The organism is bacterium (assembly GCA_030685015.1).
In the GTDB taxonomy this organism is placed as follows: domain Bacteria; phylum CAIWAD01; class CAIWAD01; order CAIWAD01; family CAIWAD01; genus CAIWAD01.
Genome location: JAUXWS010000085.1, coordinates 1 through 15,910, shown reverse-complemented (window position 1 = coordinate 15,910; position 15,910 = coordinate 1). Strand labels below are relative to the sequence as shown.

The window sequence follows — 15,910 nt, the reverse complement described above, 5'->3', positions numbered from 1 at the left end:
CCGCCCACTGCCCTACCTCAGCAGCGTCACCGTCCTCGTCTGCGCCCGCCCCGCCGCCTCCAGCGTGACCAGATAGAGGCCGCTGGCCAGGCGTCCGGCCTGGAAGGGCAGGTGATGCGTGCCCGCCGGCAGGAGGCCATCCACCAAGACGGCCACCTGCTGCCCCAGCAGGTTGTGCACGACGAGGCGGACGGGCATGGGATGTTGCAGGGTGAGGGGAATGCGCGTCACCGGGTTGAAGGGGTTGGGCCAGGGCGCGCCCAGGGTGAAGGCCTGTGGTTGGGTGCGCGGCTCCCAGCGCGGCAGGGCCACCCAGGCCGTGTCGAAGACGGCGGCCCGCGGCCCGCCGGTGAAGCCCATGTCGTTGCGCAGGCTGCCCTGGCTGTGCCACAAGGCGAAGGCGGGGGCGGCAAGGTCTTCCATGTCGTTGTACAAAGGATTCGGATCGCCAGCATCGATGCAAGGCGAGGCAGCGCCCAACCAGGGTGCACCCAGTTGGTCATCGAACTGAGGATCTATGACCAGATTGCCGGCTCCAGGGAGCAAGTGGTCTACTAAACAATACGAGAAGGCGCCCGGTTGTTCATCTCCATACCCATATGGTCGGATGAAGGACTCATAGGTATTATCCCAGAACAACAAGTTACGCACAAAAGCAGGACCTTGTGTGTTCGATCCTAGACCTAATGCAGAAGCCGTCGAACAGGCTGTTACAGTTACGTTTTCAGTTATTGACCCCTCGTTGAGATTGTAACTGTGAATTGAGAATACACCCTGCAACTGAGGATAAGGAAGATAAAACTCTTGCATTCTTGTTCCGGTAAATAGCGTATTCTGCAACCGTACTGTTCCACTATCGTCGAACGAGTAATACCACAGTGCAAATCGGTTGTTACGAATGAACTGACAGTTCCTTAGTTCCTTATCAAACCGCTGCCGCACTCGCCAACGAATGTATCCAGGATGCGCACGTGTTCGACATCGAGATGCACCGAACTCCGCAGACCGCACACCGAGGCAAAGTTGCCGACATAGCCGACCACGCGGATCGAGTCGGCGAACAGGCTGTCGTAGCTGGCGACAAAGAAGGCCGGATCGTTGAGTCCTGCCCCATTGCAGAATATGTTGGAGACTTCGAACCGCCCGGTTCCGCGAAGGGCGAAGGCGTAGTTATCCGGCTCCCAGTGCGACCCGGGCAGGTGGTTGTTGTCCGTGATCTGCAGATTGTGGATCTTGGCGGAACCGATCTCGTTGAAAGGGAAGCCGCCGCACACGGCGGCCCCAAACGCTCCGAATTCCGTTCCATTGTTCGTGAACACGAGATTCTCGAACTGGATGTCCGCCCTTTCTTGAACCCAGACTCCTCCGCCCGTGACCGTTGTATCGAAGACCGCCCAACCCCTCGTGATCACGAAGCCGTTCAGCCGGAAGAGCCGCTCGCCCGCCAGCACGGTGATCACCGTGCCCTCCAGTTCGCCGTCAATAATGGTTCCGGCGATGTCGAGCGTGTCGCCAGTGTAGAGGCAGCGCGAGGCCAGCGTCAAGTCGTGGACAGGGATCGTCAGCCGCTCGCGGTAGACGCCGCGCTCGACCAGCACCGTGTCGCCGGCCTGGCTGGCGTCGATCGCCCACTGGATCTGTCCGAAAGGGAAGGGCACGCGCAGCACACTGGCCCAAGCGCCCAGAGCCAGGCCAATCCAAAGCAGCAGGAGGCAGACAGGCATGGCGGTGTTTCCTGTTTGCATGCGGCCGGGGGCAGGCCGGTGCTCACAGCTCAAATACGGCAAAGCCGAGGGCCAGGGACAAGCGAATTCGGGCGGGGCTTGATGGCCGGCCCCGGCGCGGGACGGGGCCGAGGCGCTACATTGGGTCCCGTCAAGCAGCAAGGAGCAGCCATGGCGGCGGTGAAGACGAACAAGGGGACGATCGGCATCCTGACGGGGGGCGGCGACGTGCCGGGACTCAACCCGGCCATCCGCGCCCTCACCGTGCGGGCCATCCGCGAGGGCTACCGCGTGCTGGGCATCCGCCGTGGCTGGGCGGGCCTGATCGAGCTGAAGCGCGACAAGGGCGCCGACAACAGCGAGTGCGTCATCGAGCTGACCGAGAACATCGTCAACAAGGTGGGGCGCACGGGCGGCACCTTCCTCCATACCTCGCGCACGCGGCCCAGCCACGTGCCGAAGGCCAACGTGCCCGAGCACCTGCTGGACGCCTACGGCGCCGAGACCAACGACCTGACCGCGGAAGTGCTTCAGAATCTGGCCTGGCTGGGGATCAACCACCTGGTGCCCATCGGCGGCGACGACACCCTCTCCTACGGCGTGCGCCTGCACAAAGAGGGCGTCAGGGTCCTGGCCATCCCCAAGACGATGGACAACGACGTGCCGGGCACGGACTACTGCATCGGATTTTCCACCTGCGTGACGCGCACCATCGAGCTGACCCACGCCCTGCGCACCAGCGCCGGCAGCCACGAGCGCTTCCTGGTGCTGGAGGTCTTCGGCCGCTACGCCGGGTACACGGCCCTGCTTCCCACCATGGCGGGAGCGGCCAACCGCTGCGTCATCCCCGAGCATGTCTTCGACATCGAACGCCTCTGCGAGCTGATGACGGCGGACCGCTTCTCCAACCCCTCCAAGTACAGCGTGGCGCTGGTGAGCGAGGGGGCGCGCTTCCAGGGCATGGAGGAGATGGCCTACGAGAACCACGAGCAGGACATGTTCGGGCACAAGAAGCTGGGCGGCGTCGGCGACCTGGTCAGCAGCAAGCTGAAGGAGTTGTCGGTGAAGTACAACCAGGGCCGCCGCATCAACGTGATCAACCAGCGCCTGGGCTACCTGGTGCGCTGCGGCGACCCCGACGCCACCGACTCCATCGTGCCCATGGCCTTCGGCAACCTGGCCATGGACCTCATCCTGGACGGCAACGACGGGCGCCTCATCTGCGTGCGCAACGGCCGCTACGACCACGTGCCCATCGGTGTGGTGACCAGCACCAAGAAGCTGGTGGACGTGGCCAAGTTCTACTCGACGGACCGCCTGCGGCCGGTCTACGAGCGCTTCGAGGCCAAGCCGCTCATGATCATGACCGGCGACTACTGATCCGGCGGCGCCCGCCGGTTTGGATGAGCGGGAGCCAGTTTCGACCTTCCGGCGAACCCTGACGCAACGGCCGGGGCGGTTGGTCCGCCACCGGCCGTTGTCATGCACAAGGAAGTCCCCCATGCTGGACCTGCGCCGCATCCGCGAGAAGCCCGAGGCCGTGCTGGCGGCCCTGCGCACCAAAAGCCCCGAGCTGGACCTGGACGAGATCCTGGCCCTGGATGGCCGGCGCCTGGCCCTCCTGCAGGAGAGCGAGAAGCTGAAGGCCGTGCGCAACGCCGAGTCCAGGGCCATCGCCGAGGTGCAGCGGGCGGGCGGCGACGCCGCCTCGCGCATCGCCGCCATGCGCGAGGTGGGGGAGCGCATCAAGGCCGTGGACGCCGAGCTGAAGGAGGTGGACGAGCGGCAGGGCTGGCTGCTCATGCGGCTGCCCAACACGCCCCACCCGGAGACCCCCGTCGGCCGCGACGAGCGGGACAACGTGGTGGTGGCGGAGTGGGGGGAGAAGCCGCCCTTCGCCTTCACGCCGCGCAACCACCTGGAGCTGGGCGAGGCGCTGGACATCCTCGACTTCCCCCGCGGGGCGAAGATCGCCGGGAGCGGCTTTCCGGTCTACAAGGGGCTGGGGGCGCGTCTGGAGCGGGCCTTGATCAACTTCATGCTGGACCTCCAGACGGGCGAGCACGGCTACACCGAGGTCTTCCCGCCCTTCCTGGCCAACCGCGAGTCCATGACCGCCACGGGCCAGCTGCCCAAGATGGAAGAGGACATGTACCACTGCGGGAAGGACGAGCTCTTCGCCATCCCCTCCGCCGAGGTGCCCATCACCAACCTGCACCGGGACGAGGTGCTGCCCGGCGAGAGCCTGCCCCTGCGCTACGCCGGCTACAGCGCCTGCTTCCGGCGGGAGGCGGGCAGCTACGGCAAGGAGGTGCGCGGCTTCCTGCGCGTCCACCAGTTCAACAAGGTGGAGCTGGTCCAGTTCGTGCGCCCGGAGGAGAGCGACGCCGCCCTCAATGCCCTGCGCGGCCACGCCGAGGAGGTGCTGCGCCGCCTGGGCCTGCACTACCGCGTGCTGGCCCTCTGCACGGGGGATCTCTCCTTCGCCAGCGCCCGCACCTACGACCTGGAGGTGTGGAGTCCGGCCGAGGGCCGCTACCTGGAATGCAGCTCCTGCAGCAGCTTCGCCGACTTCCAGGCGCGGCGCGGCAACATGCGCTACAAGGACAAGGGGGGCAAGCCCCAGTTCCTGCACACCTTGAACGGCAGCGGCCTGGCCACCAGCCGCCTCATCGTCGCCCTGCTCGAGACCTGGCAGACGGAGGACGGCGGGGTGACGGTGCCGCCCGCCCTGCGCCCCTGGATGGGCGGCCGCGAGCGGATCGGCTGAGATGGAGGCCGCCTTCTACCGTGAAGGGGCCCGTCGGGCCCTGGAGGAGGGCCGGCGCTGTGGCCTGCTGCCGGAGCGGGCGGGCCTGCTCTGGCGCACGCACGACCACGGATTGTTGCGCTACCAGGCGGATCGCCTGGAGGAGCGGCTGCTGGCGCGGCTATGCCGCGTGCTGGGAGACGGCCGCGCGGCGCGGCGGGAGCGGGCCGCCTTTCCTGTCACCCTTCTCTACGGGCTGGCGGCCGGGGGCCTTCAACTGGGGACGGACCCCGAGGGACGGGGCGGACTGCCCGGCGGCGGGCTTCTGGTCAGGCTGGAGGGCCAGATCGTCTGCCTGGGCGAGGACCCCGCCGCCTGCGTGGCGGCGCTGGCCGCCGCCGAGGAGGCGGGGCGGCGCGTGGTGCTGGACCGCCTGCTGGGAGACGGCGGGGCGGAGGCTTTGTCGCGCCCCGATCGGGCGGAAGCCCGCCCCTCCCCCTCCTGCGGCCGCTGCGAGGGCCTGCTGGGCGGAGCAGGCTGCCCCATGGACGGCGCCTGCGCCGGCGAGGCTTGTGTCAATTACGGGACAACATGAGAGTCATCATCATCGGCGCCGGGGACGTGGGCAGCTATCTGGCCCGCGTCCTCAGCCGCGAGACCCAGGTCGACGTCACCCTCGTCGACCAGAACGGCCCCCGCCTGCAGGAGCTGGCCGACCAGCTGGACATCGCCGTCGTCCACGGCAGCGGCACCCTGCAGAGTGTGCTGGAGAAGGCCGGCGCCAAAGGCGCGGACTACCTGGTGGCCGCCACCAACATCGACGAGATCAACCTGCTGGCCTGCATGGCCGGCGAGCGCCTGGGCGTGGCCAATCGCATCGCCCGCATCCGCAGCGACGAGCTGACCGAGGAGATCAAGCGCCTGGGCCAGGCCACCCTCACCGTCAACCCGGAGAAGGCGGCGGCCAAGGCGATCATGGACCTGCTGCTCCACAGCGCTGTCAAGGACTACAGCGACTTCCTGGGCGGGCAGATCCGCATGATCTCCCTCACCGTGGAGAAGGGCGGCCCGTTGGACGGGCGCAACCTGATCAAGCTGGCGCAGAAGTACGACCGCATCAGTTACCGCATCGTGGCGCGCGTCTCCCAGGGCCTCACCAGCATCCCGCGCGGAGAGGACGTGCTGCGCGCCGGGGACACCGTCACCTTCGCCGTGCGTTCGCGCGATTCCGTCGAGATCTTCCGCATGACGGGCATCGCCGACGCCCGCAGCCGCCACGTCATGATCCTCGGCTCCAGCCGCATCGCCGTGGCGGTGGCCGAGGACCTGCAGAAAGTGGGCGGCGCCAACGTCAAGCTCTTCACCACCCACACCGACACCTGGATCTCCGAGTACGACCTGGCCGAGCGCCTGCCCCGCATCGACATTTTCAGCGCCTCGGGCAAGGAGATCGACACCATGGCCCAGCACGCCCTGGGCGACATGGACGTCCTCCTTTCCCTCACCGGCGACGAGGAGGACAACATCATCACTTGCCTCGTGGCCAAGCACCTGGGGGTGAAACGCACCATCACGCTGGTGCGGCGGGCGGACTACATGCCCATCATCAAGACGATCGGCCTGGACGTGGGCATCAACGAGCGCCTCATCGCCGCCCAGGAGATCCTGCGCTACATCCGCGTGGGCCAGCTGCAGCAGCGCCTCACCCTCTCCGGCTCGGGAGCGCTTGTCGCCAGCTTCCGCATTCCGCCGGAGAGTCGCCTCTGCAAGCAGCCCATCGCCCGCCTCGACCTCCCCGAGCAAGCGCTCCTGGCCGGCATCCAGCGCCGCGGCGCCGCTTTCGTGCCCCGCGGACAGGACCAGGTGGAGCCGGGCGACCTGGTGATGGTGGTCACCCTCGACGAGCGCCTGCCCGACCTCGAGAAGTACTTCGGATGATCGGATGAAAGTACTTCGCATTGGACGACTCCTGGGCTGGGTGCTGTTCTGTCTGGGCGTAGCCATGTTGATCCCGTTGGCCATAAGCTTCTGCTATCACGGCGAGGGAGATCGCGTCGCCCTGCTGGGCAGCGCGCTGATCACCGCCGGGACGGGTGCGGCCGCCGTGTTGGCGGGAAGACGGGTCCAGGGCGAGATGACCGTGCGCGAGAGCTTTGCCGCCGTCACCCTCAGTTGGCTGCTCATGGCCCTGTTTGGCACCCTGCCCTTCGTGCTTTCCGGACAGGTTCCCGCCTTCACCGATGCCCTCTTCGAGTCCATGAGCGGTTTCACCACCACTGGCTCCAGCATTCTCACCCAACCTTCCGCCCTCAGCCGCGGCGTGGGCTTCTGGCGCTGCTTCACCCATTTCGTGGGCGGCTTCGGCATCGTGCTCTTCGCCCTCGTCATCCTGCCCATGATGGGCGCTGGCGGCATGTCGCTCTTCCGCGCGGAGGCCGCCGGACCCATCGCCGAGAAGCTGACTCCGAGGCTGAAGGACACGGTGCGCATCCTGCTCATCGTCTACCTGTCCCTTAACGTGGCCTGCGCCGCCCTGCTCTGGCTCTTCGGGATGGACCTCTACGACGCAGTGGCCCACAGCTTCGGCACCATCGCCACGGGCGGATTCTCCACCCGAGACACCTCCATCGCCACCTTCGCCAGTCCGGCCATCGAGTGGGTCATCACCGTCTTCATGCTGCTTTCGGGCATCAACTTCACCCTCTACTACATCCTGGTGAGAAAGCGGGACTGGCGCGCCGTGTTGCGTGACGGGGAACTGCGTCTCTTTCTCGGCCTCTTCGTCGCCGCGACCGTCCTCATCGGCATCCTGCTCATCGGCGAACTGGGCTGGGAGTGGTCGCGCGCCCTGCGGGCAAGCGCCTTCCAGGTCGCATCCCTTTTCACCACGGCCGGCTTCGCCACGGAGGACTACAACCTGTGGCCCTCCTTCGCCGGCCTCACGCTGGTGGGACTCATGGTGGTGGGCGGCATGGCGGGTTCCACCTCCGGTGGACTGAAAACGATCCGGCTGGGGATGGTGTTGGCCATCCTGCGCAAGGTGCTGCGCCGCACCCTTCAACCGCAGGCCATTTCGCCCGCCCGTTTCGGTGGCCGCACGCTGGGCAACGAATTGATCCTCGACGTGATGGCCCTCGTCGGTTTCTACTTTTGTTTCTGGGGGATCAGCACGCTGTACCTGGCCTGGCAGGGCTGTGCCTTTGACGAAGCGGTGGCGGGCGTGACGGCCTGCCTTTCCAACGCGGGCCCAGGACTGGGCCGGATGGGACCGATGGGCAACTACGCCCACCTGGGCGCCGACATCAAGCTCCTCCTGACGGCCGACATGCTGCTGGGACGCCTTGAGTTCCTCACCGTCCTGGTCGTCTTCAGCCGCCACTTCTGGCGCCGTTGAGTGATCAGGGCAAGCGACCGGGCGGCCGGATTGCTTAATTCCAAGCAATGAAGAGCAAGCGCGTCGCCCACGTCCTGGGCTGGATCCTCCTTTTCCTGGCCGGTGGCATGTTGCTGCCCTGGCTGGTTGCCCTCCTTCACGGAGGGGGGGACGTTGGCGTGCTGCTGGCCTCGGCGGGGCTGACCGCCCTTACGGGAGCGCTGGCCGTGCTGGCCACCCGCCGCAGCCGCGGGGAGTTGACCGTGCGCGAAGGATTCGCCGTGGTCACCCTCGGCTGGGTGCTGATGGCTGTCTGCGGCGCCCTGCCCTTCCACCTGGGCGGCCACACGACTCACTGGATCGATGCCTTCTTCGAGTCCATGAGCGGCTTCACCACCACCGGCGCCTCCATCCTGGCCGATCCAGAGCGCTTGCCCCACGGCATCGCCTTCTGGCGCTGTTTCATGCAGTGGATCGGCGGCCTGGGCATCGTCCTCTTCGGCCTGGCCATCCTGCCCATGCTGGGGGTGGGCGGCCTCCACCTCTTCAAGGCGGAGACGCCCGGCCCCACCAGTGAGAAGTTCACCCCCCGTCTGTCGGACACGGCCAAGATCCTGTGGGGCATTTACGTGGGCCTGACCGCCCTGGAAATCCTCCTGCTGCTGGCGGGGGGCATGACCCTCTACGACGCGGCGGCCCACAGCTTCACGACCATGGCGACGGGCGGCTTCTCCACCCGCACCCTCTCCCTGGGCGCCTGGGACAGCCCCTACCTCCATCTGGTCGTCACATGCTTCATGTTCATGGCGGGCATCAATTTCGTCCTCTACTTCCGTCTGCTGCGCACCGGCCGGCTCCGCCTCCTCTGGGAGGATCCGGAATGGCGCTGCTATGCCGGCATCGCCGGCGCCGCCTCCCTTGCCTTCGCCGCGATGCTGGTCCTGGCCCACGACCGGCCCTGGCCCGGCGCCCTCATCGACGGTTCCTTCCAGGCCGTCTCCATCCTGACCACGACCGGCTTTTCCACCGACAACTTCGACGCCTGGCATTCCTTCGGCCGGGTGGGCCTGCTGGGCCTGATGATGGTGGGCGGCATGGCCGGCTCCACGGGCGGGGGCGTCAAGGTGGTGCGCATCCGCGTGCTGGTCGCCAGCGCCCGCCTGGTGCTGCGCCGCCTCATCTCGCCGCGGGCCGTGCTGCATGTGCGGCTGGGGGAGCGCATCGTGCCGCCGGTCCTGGTGGCCGCCATCCATAGTTTCTTTGTCGTCTTCCTGCTCCAACTGGCCCTGGGCACCCTGGTGCTGGCCCTGCTCGGACACGATCTCGAGACGGGCTTGAGCGGCACCCTGGCCTGCCTCAGCAACATCGGGCCGGGGCTGGGGGAGCTGGGTCCGGCGGGCAACTACGCCGGCATCCACCCGGCGGGCAAGCTGCTCCTCAGCTGGCTCATGCTGCTGGGCCGACTCGAGCTTTTCACCATACTGGTCATGTTCAGCGTCCACTACTGGAAACGCTAGATGAGAGTCCTGATCGTCCGCCTCAACAAGATCATCACCGCCCTCACCCGGCACCTGCAGGTCAAGCTCGTGCTTCTGCTGCTCGCCGCCGTCAGTTGGTTCTTCGTCCATACAAGCGAGGAGATGGAGATCGAGTTCGATCTGCCCCTCGAGTTGCAGCTTGACCTGGCCGAGGGTCGCACCCTGGTGACGCGCCCGCCCGCCGAGGTGCAGGTCCTCCTCCGCGGCAAGGGGCGCAGCCTGCTCGTCTTTGCCCTCTTCGGGGAGGGGCTGGTCCGGGTGGAGGGCGGCCGCGGCGGCGAGAGCGTCCCCCTCACCAGCCGGCACGTGGAGCTGATCGGGGCGGTGGACCTGAGCGTGGCCGGCATCCTGCCCGCCATCCTGCCCCTGGAGGTGGACCGCCTCGAGACACGCCGCCTGCCCGTCCGCCTCAAGGGAAGGGTGGAGGCCGGCGAAGGCTGGGTCTTGACCGAGTTGCCGGAGTTGAATCCCGGCCACGTCAAGGTGACGGGGCCGCGCAGCGTGCTGGACACCCTCAGCCAGGTCGAGACGGTGCTGGTCGAGCTGCCCGCGCGCCGGCGTGACGTGGAAGAGGTCGTTCCCCTCCAGCGGCCCTGGCCCTCCGTCGATCTCGAGCCGGCGGCCGTGACCCTCCACGCCGCCGTGGAGCGCCGCGCCGAGCGCCGCTTCACGGGGATCCCGCTGCGCGTCCTCCATTTGCCGGCGCCGCTCTCGGTCCGGCCGCGCCAGCTGGCCCTCACCGTCGTGGGCGGCGAAAAAGCCCTCGCCGCCTTCGACAAGGACCAGATCGAGGCCGTGCTCGACTTCACCCGCCTGGCGCCCGACCAGCGGGAGGCGCCCTGCCGCATCATCGTGCCGGAGGGCTTCAGCTGGACCAACCCCGATCCGGCCCTCTTCCGCATCCTGGGCAAGCGGAGCGCCCCGGCGGCCGAGGCGCCGGACACGCTGGGACCACCGGCTCCATGATCCTCCTCGGCATCGAGAGTTCCTGCGACGAAAGCGCCGCCGCCCTCATCGACGGGGCGCGGGTCCTGTCCAGCGTCGTCTCCACCCAGCTTGTCCACCGCGACTGGGGCGGCGTCGTGCCGGAACTGGCCAGCCGCGAACACCTGCGCGTCCTGCCCGCCGTCATCAACGCCGCGCTGGCCGAGGCCGGCCTGGAGATCGGAGACCTGGCGGCGGTGGCCGCCACCCGCGGGCCGGGCCTGCCCGGCAGCCTGCTCGTGGGCTACCATCTGGGCAAGTGCCTGGCCTATGCCCGCGACCTGCCTTTCCTGGGCGTCAACCACATGGAAGGGCACATCTACGCCAGCTTCGTCGAGGAGGAGCCCCTCCTGCCCTGCCTCGTGCTGGTCATCTCGGGCGGGCATACCCAGTTGGTGCTGATGGAGGAGCCGCGCCGTTACCGCATCATCGGCCGCACGCTGGACGACGCGGCGGGCGAGGCCTTCGACAAGGTGGCCAAGCTGCTGGGTCTGGGCTGGCCGGGAGGACCAGCCATCGGTCGCGCGGCGGCGGGGGGCGACCCCGCCTTCCTCGCCTATCCCCGCGCCCTGGCCGGGCGCGAGGGTTTCGACTTCTCCTTCAGCGGCCTCAAGACCGCCGTGCTGCACAGCCTGAGGGCCCAGGACGCGGCCTGGCGCGCGGCGCACGTGTCCGACATCTGCGCCTCCTTCGAGCAGGCCGTCTGCGACCAATTGGCGCGGGGGGCCCTGCGCGCCGCCGAGGCGACGGGCGCCCGCCAGCTGGTGCTGGCCGGGGGCGTGGCCGCCAACGCCCGCCTGCGCGCCCAGTTGGAGGCGGCCTGCGCCACCCTCGGCTTGCCCCTGGCCCTGCCGCCCCTGGCTTGGTGCACGGACAACGCCGTGATGATCGCCCGTGCCGCCCATGGCCGCCTGCTCCGCGGCGAGCGCAGTCCCCGGCACGAGGACGCCACCCCGCGCTTTGATCTGGAGCAGGCCTCCACCGGGACCGCCCGAAGGGAGCTGACGTGACCGACCTGACCCTCGACCTCGCCCGCTGGTGGCCCCTGCTCCTCTGGCCGGCCGCCGCCTGGCTGACCTGGTGGAGCCTGCGCGTCACCCGGCCGGAGCCCTCCCGCCGCCTGCGGCGCGGCCTGGCCCTGGCCCGCTTGGCGCTGTGGACGGTCCTCATCCTCCTGCTCTGCGGACCGCGCCTGCGCTGGAACGAGGTGCAGCGCCGCCCGGCCACCCTGGCCGTGCTGCTCGACAACTCGGCCAGCCTGCGCCACCTGGTGGGCCGCCTCGACCACGGCGACTGGCTGCCCCAGCTGGCCAGCCGGCTCGACGGCGTGCGCCTGCGCCTCTTCGCCTATGACGGCGGTCTGCGCGAGCTGTCGGCCACGGAAGCGCCCCTCCTGCCCGGCGACGGCGTGGAGACCGACCTGGACGGCGCCCTGGCCGGCGTGGAGCGGGCCATGCAGGGCGAGCACTGGACCGGCCTGCTCCTCGTCGGGGATGGCAACCCCACGACGGGCGCCTGGCCCCTGGAGCGGGTGCGCCGCCTCCCGGCCCGCGTCTGGTGTGCCGGCACCGGCCGCTTGGATCCCGTGGCCGACCTGGTGCTGCGCGAGGTGGAGCTGAACCGCCAAGCCCGCCTGGGACGAGCCCAGCCTATCTCCGTCGATTTGGAGAGCCGGGGCCTGGGCGGGCGCACGGCGCGGGTGACGCTCAGCGAGGAGGGGCGCCAGCTGGCCGTCGCCTCCCTCGAGCTGGGCGTGGACGGCGCCCGCCAGCGCGTGGAGCTGGAATGGACGCCGCAGGTGGCCGGCCCCCGCCTGCTGCGCCTGGATGCCGTGCTGGAAGGCGGCGGCGAGCGCACCGCGGAAAACAACGGGCGCGCCGTCCAGGTGCGGGTCGAGGAGGCGCGCCGGCCGATCCTCCTGCTGGCCGGGCGGCCCTCGGAGGATCTGGGCTTTCTTCGTTCCGTGCTGGAGGCCCGGCCCGATCTCGATCTCCTCTTCGCCATGCCCGAGCGGCCCGGGGTGGACCTGGCCGACCTCAGGCGGGCCATCGAGCGCTCCCGCCTGCTGGTGCTGGCCCACTGGCCACTGCGCGGCCGCTCCCCCGAGCTGGCCGCGCTGGTGGCGGGCGCCCTCCCGGGCAAGCCCCTGCTCTGGCTGGACGGCGAGGGCGCCGATCTGGAGCGCCTCGCCCCCGCCCTCGAGCGCGGCCTGGGTCCCTGGCGGCCCGGCGCGGCGGGCGGCGTGCGCGTGCCCCAGGCCCACGCCCTGCTGGGGCCGGAGGAGAGCCTGGCGGAGCTGCGCGCCATCTACGCCGAGATGCCGCCCCTCGCCGCCACCCGCGGCCTGGCCGGGGGAGCGCCGCCGGCGGGCGGCCGCGTCCTGCTGGAGTCGGCCGAGGGGAGGCCCCTGCTTCTGTTGCGGCAGCAGGCCGAGCTGCGCCAGGCCTGGCTCACCGTCCAGGGCCTGGGACGCTGGGGCGTGGGCAGCCAGCTCTCGCTGGGGGGGAACCGGCGCGCCCGCGACCTGGTCGATGGCCTGGCCGACTGGCTGCTGGCCGCGCCGGTCCAGGGCCTGCTGCGCGTGCGGCCCGATCGCGAGGCCCTGCCGGCGGGGGCGCCGCTCGCCTTCGAGGCCCGCCTGCGCGAGGAGGACGGCCGCCCGCGGGACGGCGCCTCCATCGAGCTGCGCCTGCTCGGCCCCGACTCTCTGGCGCGCGGCCTCAGCCTGGAGCCCCGCGGCGGCGGCGCCTACGCCGGGACCCTGCCCGCCCTGCCGCCCGGGGAATGGCGCTGGCTGGCCCTGGCCCGCCTGGGGGACCGCCCCCAGCTGGCCGACAGCGGACGCGTGCTGGTGGAGGAGCGCAGCCCGGAGAGTCTGGACGGCAGCCGCAACCAGCGCCTGCTGGGGGAGATGGCCGCCCTGGGTGGCGGCCGCCTGTTCAATCTGGACGACGCCGAAGACCGCGCCCGGCTGGCTTCGGGCGAGGCGCTGGACAGCCTGGAGACGCGGCCCCTCCTGCGCCGCGCCGGCCGCCAGCGGGAACTGGCGGGGGAGGGCTGGATCCTCGCCGCCCTCCTGCTGCTCATCGCCGGGGAGTGGATCTGGCGGCGGGTGAACGGCCTGCTCTGATCCCTCCGCCATGATTGGGGACGGATGGGAGGCCAGCCCTGGGCGCCCGGCCACCTTCCCCCTCGCCGGGGGAAGGCCGTGATGGGGGTTCAGCCCTGGGTGCCCGGGCTCCTTCCCCCTGGCAGAGGGAAGGCCGGGATGGGGGTTCCAGGCCACTCCCACGAGTTGAAAGGAAGCTGCGATGAACCCTCCGCAAGCCCAACGTAAGCCCTGGCGCCGCACGCTCCACACCGTCATCTTCGGCCACGACACGCGCGCCGGCCGGGCCTTCGACCTGGTGCTCATCGCCAGCATCCTGGCCAGCGTGCTGGTCATCATGCTGGATTCCGTCGCGACTGTCCACGACCGCTGGGGCTCGATCCTCGTCGCCCTGGAATGGGCCTTCACCCTGCTCTTCACGGTGGAGTACGTCCTGCGCCTGCTCTGCGCGCCGCGCCCCCTGGGCTATGCCCGCAGCTTCTATGGCGTGGTCGACCTGGTCTCCATCGTGCCCACCTACCTCAGCCTGGTCCTCCCCGGCGCCCAGTTCTTCCAGGTGGTGCGGGCCCTGCGCATCCTGCGCGTCTTCCGCATCCTCAAGCTGGCGCATTACGTGGGCGAGGCCGACGTGTTGATGGCGGCCATCCGCGGCAGCCGGCGCAAGCTGTCCATCTTCATCTCCTTCGTGCTGGTGACCACCATCATCCTCGGCGCCGCCATGTACATCGTGGAGGGGAGCAGCCACGGCTACACGAGCATCCCGCAGTCCATCTACTGGACCATCGTCACCATCACGACGGTGGGCTACGGCGACATCTCGCCGGCGACGCCGCTGGGCAAGGCCCTGGCCTCCGTCATCATGCTGCTGGGGTACGCCATCGTGGCCGTGCCCACCGGCATCGTCACCGTGGAACTAAACCGCCCGCGCAGCCCTGTCCGCGGTCCCTGCCCGGCCTGCGCCCTGGCCGGGCACGACCGCGACGCCGACTTCTGCAAGCGCTGCGGCACCCGGCTGTGAGCCGCGTCGACGGGGGGCGCCAATCCCGAGGAGGGCCAAGTGACGCCCAGGCCCATCGTGATCACCATCATCTTCGCGGGGCACCAGGCGTCGGGACTGGCGGGCGCCGTGGTCGCCACCGCAGGGGTCTTCCTGCTGCTCCTGCGCAAGGTGACATGGCCTGGGTCGTGCGCGGCGGCGGCATCCTGTCCGCCCTGTTGGGCTGAACCGCCGGGACCGGCCTGTCCGGTCCCGGCCTGAACCTGGAGGCACCATGCGCTGGCCCGGCATCCTGCTGGCCCCGACCCTGGCCTGCTTGCTGGCGTTCTCGCCCGGTGCGGTCGCCGCGGAGCAGGTGCTCGACTCCCTCATTGCCCTCCAGCGCCAGCGCGCCGGGGGGCGGGCCGCGGAGCTCTTCGCGCCGCTGGCCGGGACGGAGCTGAGGGGGGAGGAGCGGGAGGACTACCGCTTCCTGCTGGCCAACCTGCCCCTGTCGGACCTGGCGGAGCTGGCCGCGGCGGACCTGGTGGAGAACCTGCGCCTGGCCCGCCGGGCGCGGGCGGACTTTCCCTGGGGCGCGCAGGTGCCGGATGAGCTGTGGCGCCACTACGTGTTGCCCCACCGGGTCTCCCAGGAGCCCTTCACCCGCTGGCGCGGCCCCTTCCTGGCGGAGCTGGCCCCCCGCCTGGCCGGCTTGGCCATGGGCGAGGCCGCCCTCGAGGTGAACCACTGGTGCCACGAACAGGCCACCTACCGGCCCACCGACGGCCGCGACCAGGACCCCCTCACCACCCTCCGCGCCGGCTACGGCCGCTGCGAGGAGGAGATGATCCTGGCCATCGCCGCCCTGCGCAGCGTGGGCATTCCCGCCCGTCAATGCTACACACCCTATTGGGCCCACATGGACGACAATCACGCCTGGGTGGAGCTGTGGGTGGACGGCGCCTGGACCTACCTGGGCGCCTGCGAACCCGCCCCGGCCCTGGGCGAGGCCTGGTTCAGCGGCCCGGCGGCGCGGGCCATGCTGGTGGTCAGCCAGGCCTGGGGCGCGGTCCCCCCCGGCGCCGAGCCCGTCCTGCGGCGGGAGGGACGCAGCACCAGCGTCAACTCCACCGCCGTCTACGGTCCCGTCAAGACGCTGCGCCTGGAGGTGGTGGACGGGCGTGGAAGGCCGCTGCCCGCTTGCCGCATCGTCTTCCATCTCTTCAACTATGGCGGCTGGATCCCCGCCCTGGCCCAGCGCACGGATGGCCAGGGCCGGCTGGAACTGGCCTGCGGCGAGGGCAGCTGGTGGGTGACGGCCGAGCATCAAGGCCGCTCCGCCCAGCTGCACGTGGAAGCCGGCCAGCGCAAGGCGCGCATGGTCCTGGACAAGCCCGGGCGGAGCCCCCTGGCCGCGGCGGCGGACTACCGCCCCCCGGCGGCGCGCCCGGCGG

At 69.8% G+C, this 15,910-nt stretch carries 13 protein-coding genes; 11 read left to right on the top strand and 2 right to left on the bottom strand.

The features are described from left to right. Positions 1-12: 12 nt before the first annotated feature. Positions 13-423 carry a T9SS type A sorting domain-containing protein gene (locus tag Q8O14_12165; protein MDP2361483.1) on the bottom strand — a complete coding sequence of 137 codons (411 nt, stop codon included), beginning with the start codon at positions 421-423 and terminating at the stop codon, positions 13-15. A gap of 491 nt (positions 424-914) precedes the next feature. Continuing rightward, positions 915-1,724, bottom strand: coding sequence for a hypothetical protein (locus tag Q8O14_12160; protein ID MDP2361482.1), 810 nt, complete (start codon positions 1,722-1,724; stop codon positions 915-917). A gap of 171 nt (positions 1,725-1,895) precedes the next feature. Between Q8O14_12160 and Q8O14_12155 the strand changes: the two genes are divergently transcribed. The 11 genes from Q8O14_12155 to Q8O14_12105 all read left to right on the top strand — a co-directional run. Beyond that, complete coding sequence (locus Q8O14_12155) at positions 1,896-3,104, top strand: 6-phosphofructokinase (protein MDP2361481.1); 1,209 nt, start codon at positions 1,896-1,898, stop codon at positions 3,102-3,104. Between the two features lie 121 nt (positions 3,105-3,225). Continuing rightward, positions 3,226-4,494 carry a serine--tRNA ligase gene (serS, locus tag Q8O14_12150; protein ID MDP2361480.1) on the top strand — a complete coding sequence of 423 codons (1,269 nt, stop codon included), beginning with the start codon at positions 3,226-3,228 and terminating at the stop codon, positions 4,492-4,494. Position 4,495: 1 nt separating this feature from the next. Then, positions 4,496-5,068 carry a hypothetical protein gene (locus tag Q8O14_12145; GenBank protein ID MDP2361479.1) on the top strand — a complete coding sequence of 191 codons (573 nt, stop codon included), beginning with the start codon at positions 4,496-4,498 and terminating at the stop codon, positions 5,066-5,068. After that, a complete protein-coding gene (trkA, locus tag Q8O14_12140; GenBank protein MDP2361478.1) occupies positions 5,065-6,411 on the top strand; it encodes a Trk system potassium transporter TrkA in 1,347 nt (448 codons plus the stop codon). Before Q8O14_12145 ends, trkA begins: the two co-directional genes overlap by 4 nt. A gap of 4 nt (positions 6,412-6,415) precedes the next feature. Next, on the top strand, positions 6,416-7,867 hold the full coding sequence (locus Q8O14_12135) for a TrkH family potassium uptake protein (GenBank protein MDP2361477.1): 1,452 nt from the start codon (positions 6,416-6,418) through the stop codon (positions 7,865-7,867). 47 nt (positions 7,868-7,914) lie between these two features. Then, the gene (locus Q8O14_12130; protein MDP2361476.1) at positions 7,915-9,363 is read left to right on the top strand and encodes a potassium transporter TrkG; all 1,449 of its coding nucleotides are present in this window, start codon (positions 7,915-7,917) and stop codon (positions 9,361-9,363) included. Further along, on the top strand, positions 9,364-10,350 hold the full coding sequence (locus Q8O14_12125; protein MDP2361475.1) for a YbbR-like domain-containing protein: 987 nt from the start codon (positions 9,364-9,366) through the stop codon (positions 10,348-10,350). Then, positions 10,347-11,378, top strand: a complete 1,032-nt coding sequence (gene tsaD, locus Q8O14_12120; GenBank protein ID MDP2361474.1) for a tRNA (adenosine(37)-N6)-threonylcarbamoyltransferase complex transferase subunit TsaD — start codon at positions 10,347-10,349, stop codon at positions 11,376-11,378. Before Q8O14_12125 ends, tsaD begins: the two co-directional genes overlap by 4 nt. Continuing rightward, on the top strand, positions 11,375-13,498 hold the full coding sequence (locus Q8O14_12115; protein ID MDP2361473.1) for a hypothetical protein: 2,124 nt from the start codon (positions 11,375-11,377) through the stop codon (positions 13,496-13,498). The genes tsaD and Q8O14_12115 overlap by 4 nt, the downstream gene beginning before the upstream one ends. 181 nt (positions 13,499-13,679) lie before the next feature. Then, positions 13,680-14,495, top strand: coding sequence for an ion transporter (locus Q8O14_12110; protein ID MDP2361472.1), 816 nt, complete (start codon positions 13,680-13,682; stop codon positions 14,493-14,495). A gap of 253 nt (positions 14,496-14,748) precedes the next feature. Further along, on the top strand, positions 14,749-15,910 hold a 1,162-nt coding region (locus Q8O14_12105), incomplete at its 3' end, for a transglutaminase domain-containing protein (GenBank protein MDP2361471.1).

Excerpts from the sequence above, each read along its gene's own strand:
- Q8O14_12165 (MDP2361483.1), bottom strand. The coding sequence starts at position 423 with ATGGAAGACCTTGCCGCCCCCGCCTTCGCCTTGTGGCACAGCCAGGGC.
- Q8O14_12160 (MDP2361482.1), bottom strand. The coding sequence starts at position 1,724 with ATGCCTGTCTGCCTCCTGCTGCTTTGGATTGGCCTGGCTCTGGGCGCT.
- Q8O14_12155 (MDP2361481.1), top strand. The coding sequence starts at position 1,896 with ATGGCGGCGGTGAAGACGAACAAGGGGACGATCGGCATCCTGACGGGG.
- serS (MDP2361480.1), top strand. The coding sequence starts at position 3,226 with ATGCTGGACCTGCGCCGCATCCGCGAGAAGCCCGAGGCCGTGCTGGCG.
- Q8O14_12145 (MDP2361479.1), top strand. The coding sequence starts at position 4,496 with ATGGAGGCCGCCTTCTACCGTGAAGGGGCCCGTCGGGCCCTGGAGGAG.
- trkA (MDP2361478.1), top strand. The coding sequence starts at position 5,065 with ATGAGAGTCATCATCATCGGCGCCGGGGACGTGGGCAGCTATCTGGCC.
- Q8O14_12135 (MDP2361477.1), top strand. The coding sequence starts at position 6,416 with ATGAAAGTACTTCGCATTGGACGACTCCTGGGCTGGGTGCTGTTCTGT.
- Q8O14_12130 (MDP2361476.1), top strand. The coding sequence starts at position 7,915 with ATGAAGAGCAAGCGCGTCGCCCACGTCCTGGGCTGGATCCTCCTTTTC.
- Q8O14_12125 (MDP2361475.1), top strand. The coding sequence starts at position 9,364 with ATGAGAGTCCTGATCGTCCGCCTCAACAAGATCATCACCGCCCTCACC.
- tsaD (MDP2361474.1), top strand. The coding sequence starts at position 10,347 with ATGATCCTCCTCGGCATCGAGAGTTCCTGCGACGAAAGCGCCGCCGCC.
- Q8O14_12110 (MDP2361472.1), top strand. The coding sequence starts at position 13,680 with ATGAACCCTCCGCAAGCCCAACGTAAGCCCTGGCGCCGCACGCTCCAC.